Source organism: Alistipes sp. Marseille-P5061 (genome assembly GCF_900290115.1).
GTDB classification, from domain to species: Bacteria; Bacteroidota; Bacteroidia; order Bacteroidales; family Rikenellaceae; genus Alistipes; species Alistipes excrementigallinarum.
The window spans coordinates 93,745-112,514 of record NZ_LT985748.1 but is presented as its reverse complement, the minus strand read 5'-3'; the positions used below and the strand labels follow the sequence as shown (position 1 = coordinate 112,514).

General features: G+C 62.7%; 15 protein-coding genes, 2 tRNA genes and 1 pseudogene. 11 read left to right on the top strand and 7 right to left on the bottom strand.

The window, feature by feature from the left end:
• Positions 1-42: 42 nt before the first annotated feature.
• The 4 genes from C8267_RS00460 to C8267_RS00445 are packed head-to-tail and all read left to right on the top strand — an operon-like array spanning position 43 to position 4,113.
• The gene (locus C8267_RS00460; protein ID WP_106633706.1) at positions 43-1,059 is read left to right on the top strand and encodes an NAD-dependent epimerase/dehydratase family protein; all 1,017 of its coding nucleotides are present in this window, start codon (positions 43-45) and stop codon (positions 1,057-1,059) included.
• Positions 1,060-1,067: 8 nt separating this feature from the next.
• A complete protein-coding gene (locus C8267_RS00455) occupies positions 1,068-1,799 on the top strand; it encodes a glycosyltransferase family 2 protein (protein ID WP_106633268.1) in 732 nt (243 codons plus the stop codon).
• Between the two features lie 3 nt (positions 1,800-1,802).
• Complete coding sequence (locus C8267_RS00450; RefSeq protein WP_087360681.1) at positions 1,803-2,426, top strand: lipid-A-disaccharide synthase N-terminal domain-containing protein; 624 nt, start codon at positions 1,803-1,805, stop codon at positions 2,424-2,426.
• Complete coding sequence (locus C8267_RS00445; RefSeq protein ID WP_158699646.1) at positions 2,416-4,113, top strand: ArnT family glycosyltransferase; 1,698 nt, start codon at positions 2,416-2,418, stop codon at positions 4,111-4,113. The genes C8267_RS00450 and C8267_RS00445 overlap by 11 nt, the downstream gene beginning before the upstream one ends.
• 781 nt (positions 4,114-4,894) lie before the next feature.
• Here C8267_RS00445 and C8267_RS00440 read toward each other — a convergent pair.
• The 6 genes from C8267_RS00440 to C8267_RS00415 form a co-directional block, all read right to left on the bottom strand.
• Complete coding sequence (locus C8267_RS00440; protein ID WP_106633267.1) at positions 4,895-5,665, bottom strand: S1/P1 nuclease; 771 nt, start codon at positions 5,663-5,665, stop codon at positions 4,895-4,897.
• Positions 5,666-5,708: 43 nt separating this feature from the next.
• Positions 5,709-7,424 carry a transcription termination factor Rho gene (rho, locus tag C8267_RS00435; protein WP_106633266.1) on the bottom strand — a complete coding sequence of 572 codons (1,716 nt, stop codon included), beginning with the start codon at positions 7,422-7,424 and terminating at the stop codon, positions 5,709-5,711.
• 235 nt (positions 7,425-7,659) lie between these two features.
• Positions 7,660-7,745, bottom strand: a tRNA-Leu gene (locus C8267_RS00430).
• A 42-nt stretch (positions 7,746-7,787) separates the two neighbouring features.
• Positions 7,788-8,708 carry a tRNA (adenosine(37)-N6)-dimethylallyltransferase MiaA gene (gene miaA / locus C8267_RS00425; protein ID WP_087360621.1) on the bottom strand — a complete coding sequence of 307 codons (921 nt, stop codon included), beginning with the start codon at positions 8,706-8,708 and terminating at the stop codon, positions 7,788-7,790.
• Positions 8,683-9,192, bottom strand: a complete 510-nt coding sequence (locus C8267_RS00420; RefSeq protein WP_106633265.1) for an IS1096 element passenger TnpR family protein — start codon at positions 9,190-9,192, stop codon at positions 8,683-8,685. Before C8267_RS00420 ends, miaA begins: the two co-directional genes overlap by 26 nt.
• A gap of 36 nt (positions 9,193-9,228) precedes the next feature.
• On the bottom strand, positions 9,229-10,221 hold the full coding sequence (locus tag C8267_RS00415; protein ID WP_106633264.1) for an acyl-CoA reductase: 993 nt from the start codon (positions 10,219-10,221) through the stop codon (positions 9,229-9,231).
• A 209-nt stretch (positions 10,222-10,430) separates the two neighbouring features.
• On the opposite strand from C8267_RS00415, the gene C8267_RS00410 reads away from it, so the two are divergent.
• The 6 genes and pseudogenes from C8267_RS00410 (at position 10,431) to C8267_RS00385 (ending at position 16,645) form a co-directional block, all read left to right on the top strand.
• Positions 10,431-10,506: transfer RNA gene (locus tag C8267_RS00410), tRNA-Gly, on the top strand.
• Positions 10,507-10,943: 437 nt separating this feature from the next.
• Positions 10,944-12,158 (top strand): site-specific integrase, encoded by a 1,215-nt coding sequence (locus tag C8267_RS00405; protein ID WP_234025638.1) that lies wholly within the window; start codon positions 10,944-10,946, stop codon positions 12,156-12,158.
• Between the two features lie 326 nt (positions 12,159-12,484).
• A complete protein-coding gene (locus C8267_RS00400; protein WP_234025637.1) occupies positions 12,485-13,663 on the top strand; it encodes an aldo/keto reductase in 1,179 nt (392 codons plus the stop codon).
• Between the two features lie 31 nt (positions 13,664-13,694).
• Positions 13,695-14,876 (top strand): annotated as a pseudogene (locus tag C8267_RS00395) (iron-containing alcohol dehydrogenase).
• A 53-nt stretch (positions 14,877-14,929) separates the two neighbouring features.
• Entirely contained in the window at positions 14,930-15,589 is a 660-nt protein-coding gene (locus C8267_RS00390) for a flavodoxin (protein WP_087362323.1), read from the top strand.
• Between the two features lie 12 nt (positions 15,590-15,601).
• The gene (locus C8267_RS00385) at positions 15,602-16,645 is read left to right on the top strand and encodes an amidohydrolase family protein (RefSeq protein WP_234025636.1); all 1,044 of its coding nucleotides are present in this window, start codon (positions 15,602-15,604) and stop codon (positions 16,643-16,645) included.
• Here the strand turns inward: C8267_RS00385 and C8267_RS00380 are convergent.
• Positions 16,608-17,507, bottom strand: a complete 900-nt coding sequence (locus tag C8267_RS00380; protein WP_087362325.1) for a helix-turn-helix domain-containing protein — start codon at positions 17,505-17,507, stop codon at positions 16,608-16,610. The two genes, C8267_RS00385 and C8267_RS00380, sit on opposite strands and share 38 nt — an antisense overlap.
• Positions 17,508-17,678: 171 nt before the next feature.
• On the opposite strand from C8267_RS00380, the gene C8267_RS00375 reads away from it, so the two are divergent.
• Positions 17,679-18,686, top strand: a complete 1,008-nt coding sequence (locus C8267_RS00375; RefSeq protein WP_442778170.1) for a flavin reductase — start codon at positions 17,679-17,681, stop codon at positions 18,684-18,686.
• Positions 18,687-18,770: the final 84 nt, after the last annotated feature.

Below are 18,770 nucleotides of genomic sequence, written 5' to 3'. Positions count from 1 at the left end.
CCGGTCTGCCGGATGTTCCACGACATAACCTTATCGCACGAGATGAAGATACTGATTACGGGAGCCGCCGGATTCATCGGCTACCACCTCTGCCGCCGGCTGCTCGACGAAGGTCACCAAATCACGGGCATCGACTCGCTCAACGACTACTACGACGTCCGCCTGAAGCTGGCCCGGCTGGCCGAACTGGGCATCGACGCCCCGACGGACGACACCCCGCAGCTCCGGTCGTCGCGTACCGCCCCGATGCGCTTCGCACAGATGCACATCGAGGATGTCGCGGTACTCGAGGGGCTCTTCGCCGCCGAACGCTTCGACCGGGTCATCCATCTGGCGGCGCAGGCCGGCGTCCGCTACTCGCTCGAGAACCCGATTGCCTACGCCAGCAGCAACGTGCTCGGATTCGTCAACCTGCTCGAGTGCTGCCGCAAGCAGGGCGTCGGCCACGTCCTCTACGCCTCGTCGAGCTCCGTCTACGGAGGCAACACGAAGGTCCCCTTCGCCGAGAGCGACCCCGTGAACCACCCCGTATCGCTCTACGCCGCCACCAAGCGCAGCGACGAACTCATCGCCGAGGTCTACGCGCGGCTCTACGCGCTGCCGCTCACGGGGCTCCGCTTCTTCACGGTCTACGGCCCGTGGGGACGCCCCGACATGGCCCCGATGCTCTTCACGCGGAGCATCCTCGCGGGGAAGCCGATTCGGGTCTTCAACCACGGCGACATGCGGCGCGACTTCACCTACATCGACGACATCGTCGAGGGGGTGGTGCGGCTGCTCGACCAGGTGCCCTCGGGCGCCATCCCCACCGAGCTCTTCAACATCGGCCACGGCAGCCCGATGGAGCTCATGGAGTTCATCCATACGCTCGAGCGGGCGCTCGGCCGCACGGCGCAGCTCGACCTGCAGCCCATGCAGCCGGGCGACGTCCCCTGCACGTGGGCCGACACGACCCATCTGCAGGAGCGGATTCACTTCCAGCCCCGCGTGACGCTCGCCGAGGGCATCGGCCGCTTCGCCGCGTGGTACCTCTCCGACAAGAACCCCTTGAAGAACTGAATACGGACATGAACCATACATCGGAATACGAATTTACGATTATTGTCCCCGTCTACAACGAGCGGGACAACATCGACCGGCTCGAGGAGGCCTTCGCACACTACCTCCCCGCGGCATCGCGACGCAGCTGCGTGCTCTTCATCAACGACGGCTCGACGGACGGAAGCCTCGAGCTGCTGCAGCGCATCTGCGCCCGCAACCCCCACTTCTACTACCTCTCCTTCGTGCGCAACGCCGGGCTGAGCGCCGCGCTCAAGGCCGGAATCGACCACGCCGAGTCGCCGCTGGTGGGCTACATCGACGCCGACCTGCAGACCCATCCCGAGGATTTCGAGCGGCTGCTGCCGCTGGCCGTCGAGCATCAGCTCGCCACGGGCATCCGCGCCGGACGCAAGGACTCGCTCTTCAAGCGCTTCCAGTCGAAGTTCGCCAACTCGTTCCGCCGGATGATGACCCACGACGGCGCCACCGACACGGGCTGCCCGCTCAAGGTGATGCAGACGCCGGCGGCCAAACGCCTGCCCCTCTTCAAGGGGATGCACCGCTTCCTGCCGGCGCTCATTCTGCTGCAGGAGGGTGCCACCTATGCCGAAACCCCCGTGCCGCACTACCCGCGCACGGCCGGCGCCTCGAAGTTCCACCTCTGGAACCGGCTCATCTCCCCGCTGATGGACTGCTTCGCCTACCGCTGGATGCGCAAGCGGGCCATCAACTACCGGGTCGGACCCACCAACCTGTAGGCCATGGGGTGGATTTACGCCATCGGCTTTCTGGCGCAGCTCTTCTTCTCGGCGCGCATCCTCATCCAGTGGGTCCTCTCGGAGCGGGCGCACCGCATCGTCTCGCCCTCGGCCTACTGGATATGTTCGCTGGCCGGGTCGTGGCTGCTCTTCCTCTACGGATGGCTGCGCGACGACTTCTCCATCATCCTCGGGCAGCTGATTTCCTACTACATCTACCTCTGGAACCTCAATCTGAAGGGACTCTACCGCCGCATTCCGCTGCTGCTGAGGGCTGTGCTGCTCCTCACGCCCGTGGCGGCGCTCGTGGCCATCGCCGGCCATGCCGAGGCCTTCGTGCGGGACTTCCTCCAGAACGACCAGGTGCCCCTCTGGCTGCTGCTCTTCGGCTCCGTAGGGCAAGCCATCTTCTCGCTGCGCTTCGTCTACCAGTGGCTCTACTCGGCGCGCCACGGCGAGTCGAGCCTGCCGGTCGGATTCTGGGCCATGAGCCTCGTGGGCTCGGCCATGATTGTCTGCTACGGTCTGATTCGCCTCGACCCGGTGCTCATTCTGGGTCAGTCGGTCGGATTCATAGCCTATGCCCGCAACCTCCTTATCGGACGCAAACACGACCATGAAGCATAGATTCCCGCTGCTGCTGGCCGGCTGCCTGCTGGCCCTGCTTCCGGTGATGCTCCTCCGGGACTTCACCCCCTCGAACGAACTGCGCTACCTGAGCATCGCCGACGAGGCGCTGCGCGAGGGGCACCTCTTCACCTTCACCTTCCAGGGCGAGCCCTACGCCGACAAACCGCCCCTCTACCTGTGGCTCGTCATGCTGGGCCGGCTCCTCTTCGGACAGCACCAGATGCTCTACCTCGCGCTGCTGGCGCTGCTGCCGGCGATGGTCATCCTCGCCACCATGGAGCGCTGGCTGCGCACCGTCGTCGAAAGGCGCAACCGCATGACGGCCGCCCTGATGCTGATGACCAGCGGGCTCTTCCTCGGGCTGGCGGTCTGCGTGCGGATGGACATGCTCATGTGCATGTTCATCACGCTGGCGCTCTACTCCTTCTGGCAACTCTACACCGGCACGGGCAGCGAGCGGCTCCACCGCACGCTCTTCGCGCTCTTCACCTGGCTGGCGCTCTTCACCAAGGGGCCGGTCGGGCTGCTCGTCCCGCTGCTCTCGGCGACGCTCTTCCTGCTCGTCGAGCGCAAGCCGCGGCTCATCGCCCGCTGCTGCGGATGGTACACGTGGGGCATCATCGCCGGCTGCAGCGCCCTCTGGTTCCTGGCCGTCTGGCTCGAGGGCGGGTCGGAGTACCTCAATAACCTGCTCTTCCACCAGACAATCGACCGCGCCGTCGACGCCTTCCACCACAAGGAGCCCTTCTGGTACTACCTCGTGTCGTACTGGTACTCGCTGGCCCCCTGGTCGCTGCTCATCGCGGGCATCATCCTCACGGCGCTGGTGCGCCGCATGCGGATGACCGACCTCGAGCGCCTCTTCCTCACCGTCATCGTCTCGACGCTGGTCATGCTGTCGCTCTTCAGCTCGAAGCTGGCCGTCTACCTCGCGCCGACCTTCCCCTTCTTCGTCTACCTGGCCGCATCGCTGGCGCAGCGGATGCCCCCGGCACGGTGGATGAAGGCGACCGTAGCCCTTCCGGCCCTCATCTGGTGCGCGGCGCTTCCGGCTGCCGTCGTGCTGCGGCAGAACGCCGACCTCGCCTTCCTGGGCAACGGCTGGTGCCTGGCCGCCACGGCGCTGCTCACCGCCGCTGGCATCGCGGCGCTGACACTTCTGTGGCGGGAGCAGACGCTCCGGCACGCCATCAATACGCTGGCCGCGGGGCTTCTGGCAGCCCTCTTTGTCGGCGGCATGGCCCTGCCGCGGCTCAACACCCTGCTGGGCTACGGCACCATGTGCCGCCAGGCCGTCGAACTGGCCCGGACGAACGGCACGACGGCCTATTACAGCTGGGAGGTGCGCCGTCCCGAGTCGATGGATGCCTACCTGGGGGCTCCGGTCCGGGCGGTGACGACCGACGAGGTGCTTGCGGGCGAGGTGACCGAGGGTATTCTGATGCTCGCGGCGCGCAAACTGGAGCAGGACGACGCCATGCAGCGGTTCCTTGCCGGCAAGCGGCTGCACCCCGTAGGCGAGTACCTGCTGGTCGAAATCACCCCGGCCGACACCGATACTGCGGAACCGGCCGAAGCCGGCAGTGCTGAGCCGACCGACACTGCCCCGACCGGCACCGACGCCGCGGAAACGGCTGACACTGCGGTCCGAATTGCAACCCCGGCCCCGACCGACCGGCAGTAACCCGCACAGCAGAGCCAACTCCCCGCCCCGGCCTGCCGCCCCCTCCAGCCGATGACGGCTCCGGCTGCGGCCCGACAGTCCCGCCAACCACCCGCCGACCACTTATCCGCCTGCCCTTCCGACCGATGGGCAGGCGTTTTTTTGCTCCGTGCGGCTCCGCAGTCAGCAACAATATCCGCCGCCCTCGTCGCTCCGCTCCGGGAACCCCGCTTTCCACACCCGCCTCTGCCTCCGCTTCCTACCGCACCGCCGCATTCTCCGCTCACCCACGCCATGACGGCTCCGGCTGCGGCCCGACAGTCCCGCCAACCACCCGCCGACCACTTATCCGCCTGCCCTTCCGACCGATGGGCAGGCGTTTTTTTGCTCCGTGCGGCTCCGCAGTCAGCAACAATATCCGCCGCCCTCGTCGCTCCGCTCCGGGAACCCCGCTTTCCACACCCGCCTCTGCCTCCGCTTCCTACCGCACCGCCGCATTCTCCGCTCACCCACGCCGGCACCGGCCCACTTGTCCTCCCCGCATATCCGCCGCTCGCTCCGAAGGCCGCTCGCTCCGCCTGCTGCCGTACCGTTCTCCCCCACCGCCGGCCAACAAAAAACCCGCCCTCGGTCGAGGACGGGTTCCACACACAAACATTAACAATACAAACAATGCAATGGCTGAATTTTCTGCTTATTGTTCTCGATACAAAGGTCGGGCAAAACAACGCGCCGGACAATCGCCACAAATGAGTATTTTCGTTCGTGTGAACTCACCACTTATGGGGAGCAGCCTCCCCCGCTATCGGTAAATCTCGTTCAACAGCCGGGCCAGACGGTATCCGCCGCGCAGGAACTGGCGCTCCACCACCGGGGCATATCGCGCCACGTAATCGTATGATATGGAGCTTCCTTCGGGTGTCGCACCGTAGATTTCGCTGCAAAGCGCCCACGTCTCGAGGGCCCAGTCGCGCGGCAGCCCCGACTCGACGAGCATCACTTCGTCGTCGGCCAGACGGTCAATCTGCTCCTGCCACTCCGTATAGCTCCATTTGTGGGCCGACTCGGGAAGGGTCGTATCCCACGCCGCATGGAGGTTCGACGAGCGGCCGAAGACGGTCACCGGCACCCGGTTGCCCCCCAGGTCGGAGAGGTGCCCCAGATGCATCGGGCAGTGCATGTCGCCCACCAGATGAATCAGCATCTTGAGGTCAAGCGCCTCCTCCTCGGGCGAGAGCTCCCCCGACGAGAGCCGCTCGACGAGCTGCTCGACGGCCGTCAGCACGTCGCCGTCGGGATTCACGGGCATCGTCTCGAGCGTCTGCCCGGCGTCGATGTTACGGTAGTGCCACGTCTTCGTATAGGCATATTCGGGCTGGTGGCTGGCGTTGTCGAGCCAGTTGGCGTAGTAGACCAGCGAGTGGCCGCCCAGCACCTTGTCGACCGCCTCGGCAGCCTCGGGCGTCAGGTGGCATTCGGCGATGTAGGCCGTCACGTCGTGCCCCTTGGGCCCCCACGCCAGCGAGGCCTGGGCCAGCACGAGGCTGCAGCACAAAAGAACAATACGTTTCATAGTAATCGTTTGTTATCCAAAGGTTTCTTCTCGTCCACCTCCATCAGTGGTTCATCGTTGCGAGGAACTCCTCGTTGGTCTCCGTCAGATTCATCTGCTTCTGGAGGAACTCCATCGCCTCGACGGGCGTCATGTCCGAAAGGTACTTGCGCAGCACCCACGTGCGGTTCATCACGTCACGCGGCAGCAGCAAATCTTCGCGGCGCGTACCCGAGGCAATCACGTCGACGGCCGGGTAGACGCGCTTGTTGGCCAGCTTGCGGTCGAGCTGCAGCTCCATGTTGCCCGTGCCCTTGAACTCCTCGAAAATCACCTCGTCCATCTTCGAACCGGTGTCGATGAGCGCCGTGGCGATAATCGTCAGCGAGCCCTTCTCCTCCGTATTGCGCGCGGCACCGAAGAAGCGCTTGGGCTTGTGGAGCGCATTGGCGTCGACACCGCCCGAGAGCACCTTGCCCGAGGCGGGCTGCACGGAGTTGTAGGCACGCGCCAGACGGGTGATGGAGTCGAGGAAAATCACCACGTCGTGGCCGCACTCGACCATCCGCTTGGCCTTCTCGAGCACCATCTCGGCCACCTTCACGTGGCGCGAGGCCTGCTCGTCGAAGGTCGAGGCGACGACCTCGGCCTTGGCGTTGCGCGCCATCTCGGTCACCTCCTCGGGGCGCTCGTCGATGAGCAGCACAATCAGATAGACGTCGGGATGGTTGTCGGCTATGGCGTTGATAATCGACTGCATGAGCATCGTCTTACCCGTCTTGGGCTGGGCGACAATCAGCGCGCGCTGCCCCTTGCCGATGGGCGAGAAGAGGTCTACGATGCGCGTGGTGAGGTTGTTGTGGCCGTTGCCCGTCAGGCAGAACTTCTCGTTGGGAAAGAGCGGCGTCATGTACTCGAACTGCACCCGGTCGCGGATGTATTCGGGCTTCAGGCCGTTGATTTCGTTGACACGCACCAGCGGGAAGTACTTCTCGCCCTCCTTCGGGGGGCGGATGACGCCGTTGACCGTATCGCCCGGCTTCAGACCGAAGAACTTGATTTGCGAGGGCGAGACGTAGATGTCGTCGGGCGAATTGAGGTAGTTGTAGTCGGCCGAGCGGAGGAATCCGTAGCCGTCGGGCATGATTTCGAGCACGCCCTCGCCCTCGACCTCCCCGGCGAAGTCATCCTTCGTGATGACCTCCTCGTCGAGCGAGCGGATGGCATCCTGCACCGTGGCGGCCTGAGGCTGCGGCGCCGCAGCGCCCCGCTCGGCAGCGGGCGCCTCCGAGGGCTGCTGGTGCGCCGCGTTCTTGGGCTTGCGGCCGCGGCGCTTCCCGGCCAGTGCGGGCTGGGCCTGTCCTTCGGCCGCAGCCGGTGCGTCGGCTCCGGCAGCGCGGGTCTCGGCGCCGTCCGTCGGAGCATCGGCCGCGGCGGCCGGCATCCCGGTTTCGGCAGAGAGCTCCTCGGCCCCTTCGACCAGAGAACCGTCGACAACGGGTCCGGCGGCCGGCTCTACGCTCTGCTGCGCAGCCTCCTCGGCCGGCTTGAGCCGCGGACGGCGTCCGCGACGCGGTTTGGCGGGCGCCTCGGCCGCAGGCTGAGCCGCGGGTTGTGCGGCGGGCGTTTCGGACGCCGCGGGCTCCCCGGCACCGTTTCCGGCGATGGTCTCTATCAGTTCGCGCTTCTTCTTGGCCATGACATTCTTCAGGCCCAGGGCCTTGGCGATTTCACGCAGTTCGGCAAGGCTTTTCCCTTCCAGCGCTTTCAAATCCTGCATAAGGTAACGTGTAAAATTCTTAATGATGATTGTACCCGGGCGGGCGCCCGGCGTTCGGAATTCGCATGCAAAGATAATGCATTATTTTGGATTTCAAAACAAAATGCGCCTTCCGGGACCCTTTGGGCCGACATTCAGGCCATTCGGGCCGCGCGGCGGGCAAAAAAGAACCGACTGACCGCGCAAAACGCCACACGGTCAGTCGGATAGTTCCATTCGGAGCGGAGCCCCTGCGTACTCGGAGCGGGAATCGAACCCGCACGACCATTGCTGGTCACAGGATTTTAAGTCCGGCGTGTCTACCTATTCCACCATCCGAGCTCCCGCCTCCGGTGCGGAGGCGCTGCAAAAATAAGAAATAATTTACGATTCGCCAAAATCCACATGGCGGAACATCGCCTCGAGGTCGTCGCGGCGGAACCAGCGAATCTCCCCGTCGCGGCGGAACCAGGTCATCTGCCGCTTGGCATAGCGGCGCGTGTTGCGCTTGATGGCCTCGACGGCCTCGTCGCGGGAGCACCGCCCCTCGAAGAAGTCGAACAACTCGCGGTAGCCCACCGTCCGCAGGGCATTCAGATGGCGGTAGGGATAGAGCGCACGGGCCTCGGCCTCGAGCCCCTCGGCCATCATGGCGTCGACGCGGCGGTTGATGCGCTCGTAGAGCTCCTCGCGCGGCACCTCGATGCCGATTTTCACGATGTCGAACGGACGCTCGCGGCGCCGCCCGAGGCGCAGCTCCGAGAAGGGGCGCCCCGTCTGCAGGCAGACCTCCAGCGCCCGCACCACCCTCGCGGGGTTGCTGCGGTCGACCTGCTCGTAGTAGAGCGGGTCGAGCGTGCGCAGCCGCTCGGCGAGCGCCGCCACTCCCTCTTCGCGCAGCTGCTCGGCGAGCGCCGCCCGCAGTTCGGGGTCGGCCTGCGGCAGTTCGTCCATTCCCTCGCAGAGCGCCTTGATGTAGAGCCCCGAGCCGCCGACGGCGATGACCGTCCGATGCTGCTCGAACAGCCGGTCGAGAAGCGCCAGAGCTTCAACCTCATAGGCGCCGCAGCTCAACTCCTGCGTGATGTCATGCGAGGCGATGAAGTGGTGCTCGGCCGCACGCAGCTGTTGGGCCGTGGGCTGTGCCGTGCCAATCGGCATGCCGCGGTAGAACTGCCGCGAATCGGTCGACACAATCGGAGCCCCGTAGTGCTGCGCCAGCGCGATGGCCAGGTCGGTCTTGCCCGACCCCGTAGGGCCCACCACTACGACGAGCCGTTTAGTATTCGTCGTCGTAGTTGTCATCCCCCTCGAAGTCGCGGAAATCGTCCATCACCTCGTCGAAAATCGACCCTTCGCCCGACTGCACCACCCCGGCGCGGTACTGGTCGGGCACCTCCTCGCGCGCATAGATTTCGCGCGGATAGGACTCGCCCGGACGCGCCTCGTAGGCACCCGTCAGCTCGAGGAAGTAAGCACGGTCGCCGAACATGTCGAAGAGGTAAATCAGCCTGTCGCGCAGGTTGTGGATAATCTGTCCGAGCGTCACGGACTCCATCGGGCGCGGCGCCCCAGGCGAATCTTCGCCCATGTCCATGAGCGTGAACTCACCGAGCTTCTCCCACCGTTCGTCGGCCGTGAAGAACGAAGTCATGCACTCCTCATACTCGAGCGACTCGAGCAGGAAGCGGTGGAAATCGAGCAGCGTCATGTCGTAGGGCACCTCGTAGTCGCGCACGAAGTTGTCGTTCTCGTCACTCAGCATGCGGAATCGGAAAATCATCGACATAGCACAAAAAATATTTATAACGTTCAAAGATACCATTTATCGGAGCTCCGTCGTCAGGAAGCGGAGAATATCGCGGTCGTCGGGATAGTCCGTGAGCGTCGGCAACTGCGCCTGACCGAAGTCAACGCGCCGCGAATGGTCGACGCACTGCGAGACGACGCACTGCAACTTGCCGTCGTGCGCGGCGAGCCACGCCTCCACCTCCCCCGTCGAGCGGTATTCGGCCACGGCCAGCTCGCTGAGCATGCGCGGGAAGTCGCGGCGGGGCACCAGCAGTGCTCCGCCGACATCGACGAAGGGGTGACGCTCCATCACCAGCAGCGCCCGCGCCTGGCGGTAGTTGCTGGCGAATTTGGGATTCATCCCGTCGGGCACCCGCAGATGCGGCCTGTACCCCTCGGGGACGAAGAGCAGCGAGACGTTGCGGCAGCCGAGGCCCGAATAGGCCCAGATGTCGTCGGCGAGCGCCGCGAGCTGTTCGTCGCGCTCGCGGCCCGAGAGGACGGCCACCGAGTGGCGGTTGCCGCGCAGCAGCGCCGGGATGCCGCCGAAGCGGCTGCGGAAGTAGCGGTTGGCATTGTCGCTGCCGGTGGCGATGACGCCGTCGACCTCCCCTCGCCCGTCGTACTCCTCGATAGCCATCCCGGGCTCAATCTCCCGCAGCAGCGCGCAGACATACTCCATCAGCACGCGGTCCTTGGCCGCCGGCTTGACCAGACAGCGGTGGCCGCTCGCCACGACGCAGAGCAGGTCGAAGAAGCCGACCAGCGGGATGTTGCCGGCCATGACCACCAGCACGCGGCGGGGCTTGCAGACCGGGATTCCCTCGTAGCGAGAGAGCCACCCCGCAAGCAGCCCGGGGTCGAGCATCCGGCTCACGATGGCCCCTACGGCCCGCCGGATGTCGCGGGGCGTAAACCAGCCGTTGGCCGCACAGGCGCAGTCGATGACCAGCCGCGAGGCCTCATCGTCGCCGAAGCCGCGCAGGCGCCGCCCGAGCTCGGCAAAGAGTTCAATCGTCCGTTTCATGAAGACAAAGATAAGGGTTCGCGGCGGAAATTCTACGCCCGACGAGCGGATATTTTCACATCCCCACTGACGCTCAGCCGGATACGGCGCAGCGCCTCCGGTTTTGGAAAATAAAAACGCGGAAAATTCAAAAAAATGGGGCCAAAAATTTGGAAGTGCGCATTTTTTACCTACCTTTGCACTCGCAAACGACAAACGTCGCTACCGATGCGGAAATAGCTCAGTTGGTAGAGCGCAACCTTGCCAAGGTTGAGGTCGCGGGTCCGAGTCCCGTTTTCCGCTCCAAAGCAGAAGGGAGAATCTTCAAAGATTCTCCCTTTTGTTTTGCATGCCGGGCATGCCGGGGCGATGGACTCGGCACCTGCGACCTCAAAGCGCCCCTTCCAGGGGCCGGGGGTGTCTGCAAAGTTTCGCGGAACCGCTCGCGCGCAGCGCGAGTGCGAGTCCCGTTTTCCGCTCTCCGGGTCAGACGAAAGGACGAGCAGAGAACTGACCAAATCCTAGAAAACCTTGTATATCAGCGATATGCAAGGTTTTTTCTTTTATTCCCCCACTCCTGTTGAAGCAAAAGGCAGCAAGTATTTCAGGCCTTAATCGTGACCTTTTTCGCTCGGACCGAAAACAGGTCACGATTTAGCTCTATTTCACTGATTTGCATCATTTTCCTCTGCAACATTCCGATGCTGAAGACGTTTAATTTACTCAAAAACCAAGCCGTCCTATTGCCACGAACCACCTTCAGCGTTGTCTTCTTCTGCAAGAAGACCAAAGTCACGAAAAAGGGCAAGGCCCCGATCTATGCCCGCATCACCACGACCGGCCAGTCGACCGAAATTTATACACAATGCCAGATCGAGCCGGAACGCTGGAACCAGCGCCTCGAACGCTCGCTCTACAAGGACGAGGTCGACCTGCAGATCAACCGCATCATCGCCAGTTACCGGGCCTCGATCCTTGCCGCCTATGACCGCCTGATCCAGGAGAACAAGACGCCGACCTGCTTTGCCGTCAAACAGCTGCTCGGCTCCGCCTCTTCGAGCCGAATGGTGCTGACGGAGTTCGGCAAATACTGCGAGAAACGCCAGCAGGAGGTCGGCACCCGCATCACGCAGCTCACGGCCAACAAGTACCACCGCCTGCTGCGCTACATGACCGAATATATCCGGGATACCTACCACAAAGAGGATCTTCCGCTGGAGACGGTCGACTATGCCTACGTTGATGGGCTGAATACCTACATGCAGACGGCCTACAACTGCCACAACAACGGGGCGGTCAATCTGCTGTGCTGTTTGAAAAACTTTCTACTCTATGCGGTCCGCAACGAGTGGATCGAGAAGAATCCCTTCCGTTACTACAAGATGAAGATCGACAAGACGAATGTCAAAGTCCCGCTGACGAAGGCGGAACTGGATTTGCTGCTGAAGCGGCCGATGCCCAACGAGCGTCTTGACCGCATCCGGGATGTCTTCTGCTTCTGCGCGCTGACGGGACTGGCCTTCACGGATGTCGACCACCTGCGGCGGGAACACTTCACGACGGACGAGGAGGGACAGCTGTGGATCCATAAACCGCGGGAGAAGACCGCGGTGATGAGCCGCGTTCCGGTGCTTCCGCAGGCGGCGGCCCTGCTGGAGAAGTACCGCGACGACGCCAACTGTCGGGCGCGGGGCAAACTGCTGCCTGTCCCGTCGAATACGAAGATGAACGCCTACCTGAAGGAGATAGCGGATATTTGCCAGATTCACAAGCATCTGACCACGCACCTGGCGCGCCATACGTTTGCCACCTTGGCGATTGAATACGGAATGCCGATCGACATCATCGCCAAGATTCTGGGCCATACAAATACGAACATGACACGGCGCTACGCGAAGATCTCCGAGGCGAACATCAGTCGCGAGATGCGCCGCATCGGCCAGGTGCTGACGGCATAAACCGGTTGTTGAGTTGAAAAAACGAAGATGCGGCGGCGAGGGTTCTATTGCAGATCCCCGCCGCTCAGTTTATAGGGATTCATAATCCGTAAAAACTGTACATTCTTCCATGAAATCGTTACGTCGGGTGACTCCCCGCCAGATTACCTTTGCAGCAGACACAACGGCCACAATTCTGTCTGACCGGGGGTCGGAACAGATAAACGGGAAACGACATGGATAGACGCGATTTTCTTAAAAGTGGACTTTTTGCCGCAGCTGCCAGTGCGATAATCGGTCCGAAAGCCCTGGCGCAGGAGGTTGAAAAACAAGCCGTACGGGAGCGGTTGTCGAGAGAGATTCTCAATTACAATCCGCAGATGCAGTACCGCCCGATGGGGCGAACCGGCGTGAAGGTATCGGCGCTGGGTTTCGGCATGCTGCGGCTGCCGATGAAGAACGGTCACGTGGATTTCGACCAGACCACGCCCATGGTACGCCGTGCCATCGAAGGCGGTGTGAACTACATCGACACGGGGCGTGTCTACCTGGGCGGAGAGAGCGAACAGACGGTGGGTCGTGCTTTGGCCGGAGGCTGGCGCGACCGGGTGTATGTCACCTCCAAGATGCCGTGGTGGGAGATGCGGTCGGCGGACGATTTCGAAAAGTTCTTTGACCAGTCGCGCCGTACCATTGGTACGGACGTGATTGATTTCTACCACATCCACATGATCATGCACCGCGCGTGGAAGGATTATGTGCTGCCTTATAGGCTCATCGAAAAGATGGAGCGGCTGAAGGCCCAGGGCAAGATCCGCTTCATGGGTTTCTCGTTCCACGACAGCCTGCAGCTGTTCAAGAAGGTAGTGGAATACACCCCGGCCTGGGATTTCTGCCTGATTCAGCACAACTACCTGGATTACGAATACGAGGCAGGGGTGCTCGGCCCGAAGTATGCCGCCGCCAACGGGATGGGGCTGGCGGTGATGAAGCCCGTCCGCACGGGGTTCCTGGCCCGTCTGCCGCAGGCGATGCACGATGCACTGGCCTCGACGGGGATCCGCAAGCCCTATGCAGAGTGGGCGCTGGACTATCTGTGGGATATTCCCGAGGTGAGCGTGGCGGTCAGCGGCATGGGTTCCATGGCGGATGTGGAGGAGAATCTGAGGTATGCTGCCAAGGCCCGGCCGAATATGTTCTCGCCGGCCGAGCGTGAGGCGTTGGGAGCTGCCATCCAGGCCTACCGCCATGCACCGGGCCATATCGACTGCACGGGTTGTTACCAGTGTATTCCCTGTCCGCATAACGTGGCCATCGGCTACATCTTCGCCTATGTGTACAACAACTACCTGTTGCACAGCAACCTGCAGCGGGCGCTGGCCGACTATACCGTGTCGATGTCGCCCGTTCAGCGCGGCGACCCGGCCTCCTCGTGTGTCGCGTGTGGCGAATGCCTGGCCAAGTGTCCGCAGCATCTCGATATCCCGAACCTGCTGGCCCGGGTTCGGGAGACGATGGGTAAATAAAGAATACACTTACATAAAACAATTCTAAAAGATGGAAACCAATCTTATGTACGACATGTATGTTCCGACCCGGGTGATGTTCGGGGCCGGGATGCTGGACAAACTGAATGAACAGCCGATGCCGGGACGCCGCGCCCTGATCGTGATCTCCAACGGAAAATCGACCCGTGCCAACGGCTACCTCTCGCGTACGGAGGAGCAGCTGCACAAGGCCGGCGTGGAGACGGTCCTCTTCGACGGGGTGATGCCGAATCCGACCGTCAGCAACGTCGACGCCGGGGCGAAGGCGGCCCGTGAGCACGGCTGCGATTTCCTCGTGGCGCTGGGCGGCGGCAGCGTGATGGACTGCACCAAGGCCATTGCCGTGATGGCCGACCAACGACGGGGAGCTTTGGGACTATGTACCCATCGGTTCGGGCAAAGGCAAACCGATTGCCGTCCGGCCGTTGCCCATCATCGCCATCACGACCACGGCCGGAACGGGTTCGGAGACGGACAACTCGGGCGTCATCACCAGGGAGGATACCTTCGAGAAGGCGTTCGTGGGCGATGCTTCACTCTTTCCCGTCCTCTCAATCGTCGATCCGGAACTGATGGCCAGCGTGCCGCCCGCCTTCACGGCCTACCAGGGCTTCGATGCCCTGTTCCACAGCACCGAAGGCTACATTGCCCGGGGTGCGAACCTGATGAGCGACATGTATGCCCTGACGGCCATCGAGAATCTGGCGACGTACCTGCCCCGTGCCGTGAAAGATGGCAAGGACATGGAGGCTCGCACCCACGTGGCTTTCGGAAACACGTTGCGGGTGTGGTGATGTGCCTCACGCTGATTACGAGCGAACACGCGTTGGAGCATGCCCTTTCGGCCTATCATCCGGCACTGCCTCACGGTGCAGGGCTGATTATGATTAGCCGGGCCTACTACAAATACTTCATCGAACGCCACGCCTGCGACGAGCGCTTCGTTCGCATGGCGCAGGCCATGGGAATGCCCGAAGCCACCCGGCCCGAAGATTTCCTCACGGCTCTCACCCGGCTGCAGGAGGCCTGCGGCGTGGCCGACCTGAAGATGTCCGACTACGGCATCACGCCCGACGAATTCGAGACCTTGATGCGCAATACGCGCGAGGTGATGGGCATCATGTTCACCAGCGACCGGGTGCAGATGAGAGACGAGGAGATTGTGCGCATCTACCGGGAGTCGTACAGATAGTCGATTCCCAATCCGGACCTTGGAAAAGCGTCAAACCTTTAAAAGAGAAGCGTATGAAAAAGTTGTTTTTGATCCCCTGGATGCTGCTGACGACACTTGCCGTGACAACGGCCTGCGGCGAACCCCATCCTTCATCGAACGAGCCGGAACAGACCCGACCCGAGGACGACGGGAACGACGAGGAAGGCGGCAACGTGAACGGAGCCGACGGGCGTTACCTTGTCCTCTACTGCTCGCGCACGGGCAATACGGAGCGGATGGCCCGGACCATTCAGTCCACATTGGATTGCGAGATGGCGGAGGTGGAGCCGGCTGTGCCCTACGATACGGACTACAACGCAATGCTCGACCGCGCACAGACGGAGCTGGAGGCCATTGCTCAAGGCGATTTCCCGGCAATCACCACCTCGGTCGAAAGTTTTGACAATTACGACATCATCTTTGTCGGCTATCCGATCTGGTTCGGGCACATGGCCTCGCCGATGCAGGCATTCCTGCATGATCATGCCGCGTTGCTGGCCGGAAAGCGGATCGCTCTCTTTGCCAGCAGCGGGAGCAGCGGCATCGGAACCTCCGAACGGGATGCTGCCGCGCTGGTTCCCGAAGCCTTGTTCGAAGAGTCGCTGCTACTCACCTCCGGCTCGTTGGGCAGCATGGCGACCCGTATTCCGGCTTGGCTGGAGGAGCTCGGAGCAGGCCGGGAGGAGCATTAAAAAGCACGCGACATGAGAAAGCAACTGTTCACTTTGCTGCTTGCGGGCATGCCTCTCGGGACGGCGCCCCTTTACGGGCAGACGGTCGATCTCCATACCCACATCATCCTTCCGGAGTATCTCGAGGTGCTGAAGGCGCACGGCGCGGAGCTCGAAGAGAGTTTCCCGCTGCCTGCGTGGGATGCCGCACGGCACATCGACTTCATGGATCGTGCGGGTATCCGAACGGCCGTGCTGACGATGCCGGCCCCGCAGCCCTACTATGGCGATACGGATGAGTCGGCCCGCTGCATCCGCCGTGTGAATGAGGCCTCGGCCGAACTGAAACAGCGATACCCCGGCCGGTTCCGGTTTTGTGCCGCGCTGCCGCTGCCCGACGTGGAGGCTGCCATCCGCGAAGCCGTTTATGCGCTCGATACGCTGGGGGCCGACGGGGTGAAACTGGCGACCAACAGCCGCGGGCAGTATGTGGGTGACGAGGCGCTGGATCCGCTGATGGAGGTGCTCAACGAGCGACATGCCGTCGTCATCCTCCATCCGCACCGCCCGACGCCCTGTCCCAAGGAGATTATCGCCACCACACCGCTGGCCATGTACGAATATCCGGCCGAATCGACCCGGACCGTGGTGAACATGCTGGCGCGGAACGTGCTGGTCCGTTACCCGAATATGAAGGTGGTCGTGCCCCATTGCGGTTCGTTCCTTCCGCTGGCATTGCCGAGAATGAAATCCATCCTCCCGGCGATGGTGTCGCAGGGCTGCATGCAGCCGATTGATTGGAAAGCAAACCTGTCGCGCCTCTATTTCGACCTGGCGGGGAATCCCACGGCAGAGGTCCTGCATGCGCTGCTCACCATCACCACGCCCGACCATATCCTCTACGGTTCGGACTATCCCTATCTGCCCGATGCCGTGTTGCAGGCCAATCTGGAACGATTGAAACAGACACTCGCCGCCGACGGGGAGCTGGCCGGGTATGCCGACCGGATTCTGGGGCGGAATGCCGAACAGCTGTTTGTCAGGAGCGCCGCTTGCGGCTGTACTCCGACGGAGTAATGCCCTCCTGTCGCCGGAACATGCGGCTGAAGTGCTGCGGATACTCGAACCCGAGGCGGTCGGCTACCTGCGCGACGCTCTCGCCGGCCGAAAGTCCGTTCTTGGCAAGCCGAATCACGAACCGGCGGATGTGGTTGCTGGCCGTGTCGCCCGTCGTTCTCTTGACGACGTCGCCGAAGTAGTTGGGCGACAAGCAGAGCCGGTCGGCGCAGTACTGCACGGTGGGCAGTCCGAGCTTCAGCTGGAGCTGCTGCTCGTAATAGTCGGCGAGCAGCCGGTTGAAGCGGACCAGAATGTCGGAGTTTTCCGCCTCGCGGCTCTGGAACTGGCGGTTGTAGAAGCGCTGGCAGAAGTTGAGCACCAATCCGATGTAGCCGACCAGAATGGCATCCTGCTGTGCGTCGCGCTCGTTGTCGAGCTCTTCGCGCATGCGGCGCATCAGCGAAACCAGGATGTCGTGCTCCCGGTCGCTCATGTGCAGCGCCTCGTTGACGCGATAGTCGAAAAAGGAGTAGTCGCGGATTCGTTTTTCGAGCGGCGTGCCGCGCAGCAGGTCGGGATGGAACAGAAGCGCCCACCCCGTAATCGATACCCGCTCGCCGTTGTCCTCCTTGCCGCCCACCTGCCCCGGGGCCACGCAGAGCAGCGTTCCCTTGTTGTAGTCGTAGCGGCCGCAGCCGTAATCGAGCTCCACGCCGACGTCATCGCGCAGGAAAAGTGCGTAGACGCCGTAGTTGTTCAGACTGTGGCGGATGGGCGACACCTCGGCATAATCGATGACACAGACCAGCGGATGCCGTGCCGGACATCCGAGGTAGCTGCCGTAGTCATTGACGCTTCGAACCTTCAGGATTTTGCTCATCGGGGAAAAGGCTTGAGGAGTTGTCTCAACAAAATTAACAATTCCCGGGCATATCTCCCAATCGGTCGGCGGACGATTCGGTAAAACGGGTATGAACTTCCGGGGTTACGGTACCTGCACAGGCGGGCGAACCGCTACCTTTGCGATGTAAAACTCTGGAACAGTCCAACCATGACAAAGCGCATCTTCACTTTCGCGTGCCTGCTGCTGGGCCTGATGCTCTCGGGCGACGGCAAGGCGCAGGCTCAACCGTCGAATTCATCAAATACAACCACCATGGAAAAGAAACTCATAGGAAACACCCTGGCACTCTACCCCATGCCGCTGACGGTCGTCGGGGCCGAGGTCGACGGCCGCGTCAACTGGCTCGTCGTGGCACATGTCGGGGTTATCGGCCTCGACCGGATTCTGGTCAGCATGAGCCAGAGCCACTACACCAACCGGGGAATCCGCGCCTCGCGCAAGCTCTCGGTCAACCTCGTCAGCCATGAGATGCTCCCCGAAGCCGACTATGTGGGAAGCGTAAGCGGTGCCCGCGAGGACAAGTCGCAGGCCTTCGCCTGGCATCGGGGCGCAAACGGCGCGCCGGTGATTGACCGCTCGCCGCTGACGATGGCGTGCGACGTCGTGGATATTTACGAGACGGAGGGCTTCGACAACTTCATCTGCTCGATTGCGGCGACCTACGCCTCGCCGGAGGTGTTGGACGAACGCGGACGGCTCGACTACACGCGGCTGAAGCCCGTGCTGTTCGAGTTCCCGACCTACTCCTACCTCTCCACGGGCGAGGTGCTCGGACGCTGTCTGCGGCTCGACAGCGAACCGTCGATGTGCGCCAAGGAGCCGATGGCCGGGGACGGCATCGTGCGCCTCTCGAAGATTGAGGTCCGGCCGGAGTATCTCGACGAATATATGCGCTTCGCCGCCGAAGTGGGCGAAGTCTCGCTGCGCACCGAGCCGGGCGTGCTGACGATGTATGCCGTCTCCGAACGGGAAAACCCGTGCCGAATCACCATCCTCGAAACCTACGCGAGCCGCGCAGCCTATGAGAAGCACATCGCCTCGGCGCATTTTCAGAAGTACAAGCAGGGGACGCTCCACATGGTCCGGTCGCTCGAACTGACGGACCAGAGGCCGCTCAACCCGGCCAACCGCCTCCGCAACTTCATCCAACAATAGCAAAGGCTGCCGCCGTCCGCCGGGCGGGGGGGCTCGGCCGCGAGGCCCGGCCTGCCGCATGAAAAGGGAGAGCGACCCCCGTCC

Excerpts from the sequence above, each read along its gene's own strand:
- C8267_RS00385 (WP_234025636.1), top strand. The coding sequence starts at position 15,602 with ATGAGAAAGCAACTGTTCACTTTGCTGCTTGCGGGCATGCCTCTCGGG.
- C8267_RS00375 (WP_442778170.1), top strand. The coding sequence starts at position 17,679 with ATGACAAAGCGCATCTTCACTTTCGCGTGCCTGCTGCTGGGCCTGATG.
- C8267_RS00455 (WP_106633268.1), top strand. The coding sequence starts at position 1,068 with ATGAACCATACATCGGAATACGAATTTACGATTATTGTCCCCGTCTAC.
- miaA (WP_087360621.1), bottom strand. The coding sequence starts at position 8,708 with ATGACAACTACGACGACGAATACTAAACGGCTCGTCGTAGTGGTGGGC.
- C8267_RS00460 (WP_106633706.1), top strand. The coding sequence starts at position 43 with ATGAAGATACTGATTACGGGAGCCGCCGGATTCATCGGCTACCACCTC.
- C8267_RS00380 (WP_087362325.1), bottom strand. The coding sequence starts at position 17,507 with ATGAGCAAAATCCTGAAGGTTCGAAGCGTCAATGACTACGGCAGCTAC.
- C8267_RS00445 (WP_158699646.1), top strand. The coding sequence starts at position 2,416 with ATGAAGCATAGATTCCCGCTGCTGCTGGCCGGCTGCCTGCTGGCCCTG.
- rho (WP_106633266.1), bottom strand. The coding sequence starts at position 7,424 with ATGCAGGATTTGAAAGCGCTGGAAGGGAAAAGCCTTGCCGAACTGCGT.
- C8267_RS00440 (WP_106633267.1), bottom strand. The coding sequence starts at position 5,665 with ATGAAACGTATTGTTCTTTTGTGCTGCAGCCTCGTGCTGGCCCAGGCC.
- C8267_RS00450 (WP_087360681.1), top strand. The coding sequence starts at position 1,803 with ATGGGGTGGATTTACGCCATCGGCTTTCTGGCGCAGCTCTTCTTCTCG.
- C8267_RS00415 (WP_106633264.1), bottom strand. The coding sequence starts at position 10,221 with ATGAAACGGACGATTGAACTCTTTGCCGAGCTCGGGCGGCGCCTGCGC.
- C8267_RS00420 (WP_106633265.1), bottom strand. The coding sequence starts at position 9,192 with ATGTCGATGATTTTCCGATTCCGCATGCTGAGTGACGAGAACGACAAC.
- C8267_RS00390 (WP_087362323.1), top strand. The coding sequence starts at position 14,930 with ATGAAAAAGTTGTTTTTGATCCCCTGGATGCTGCTGACGACACTTGCC.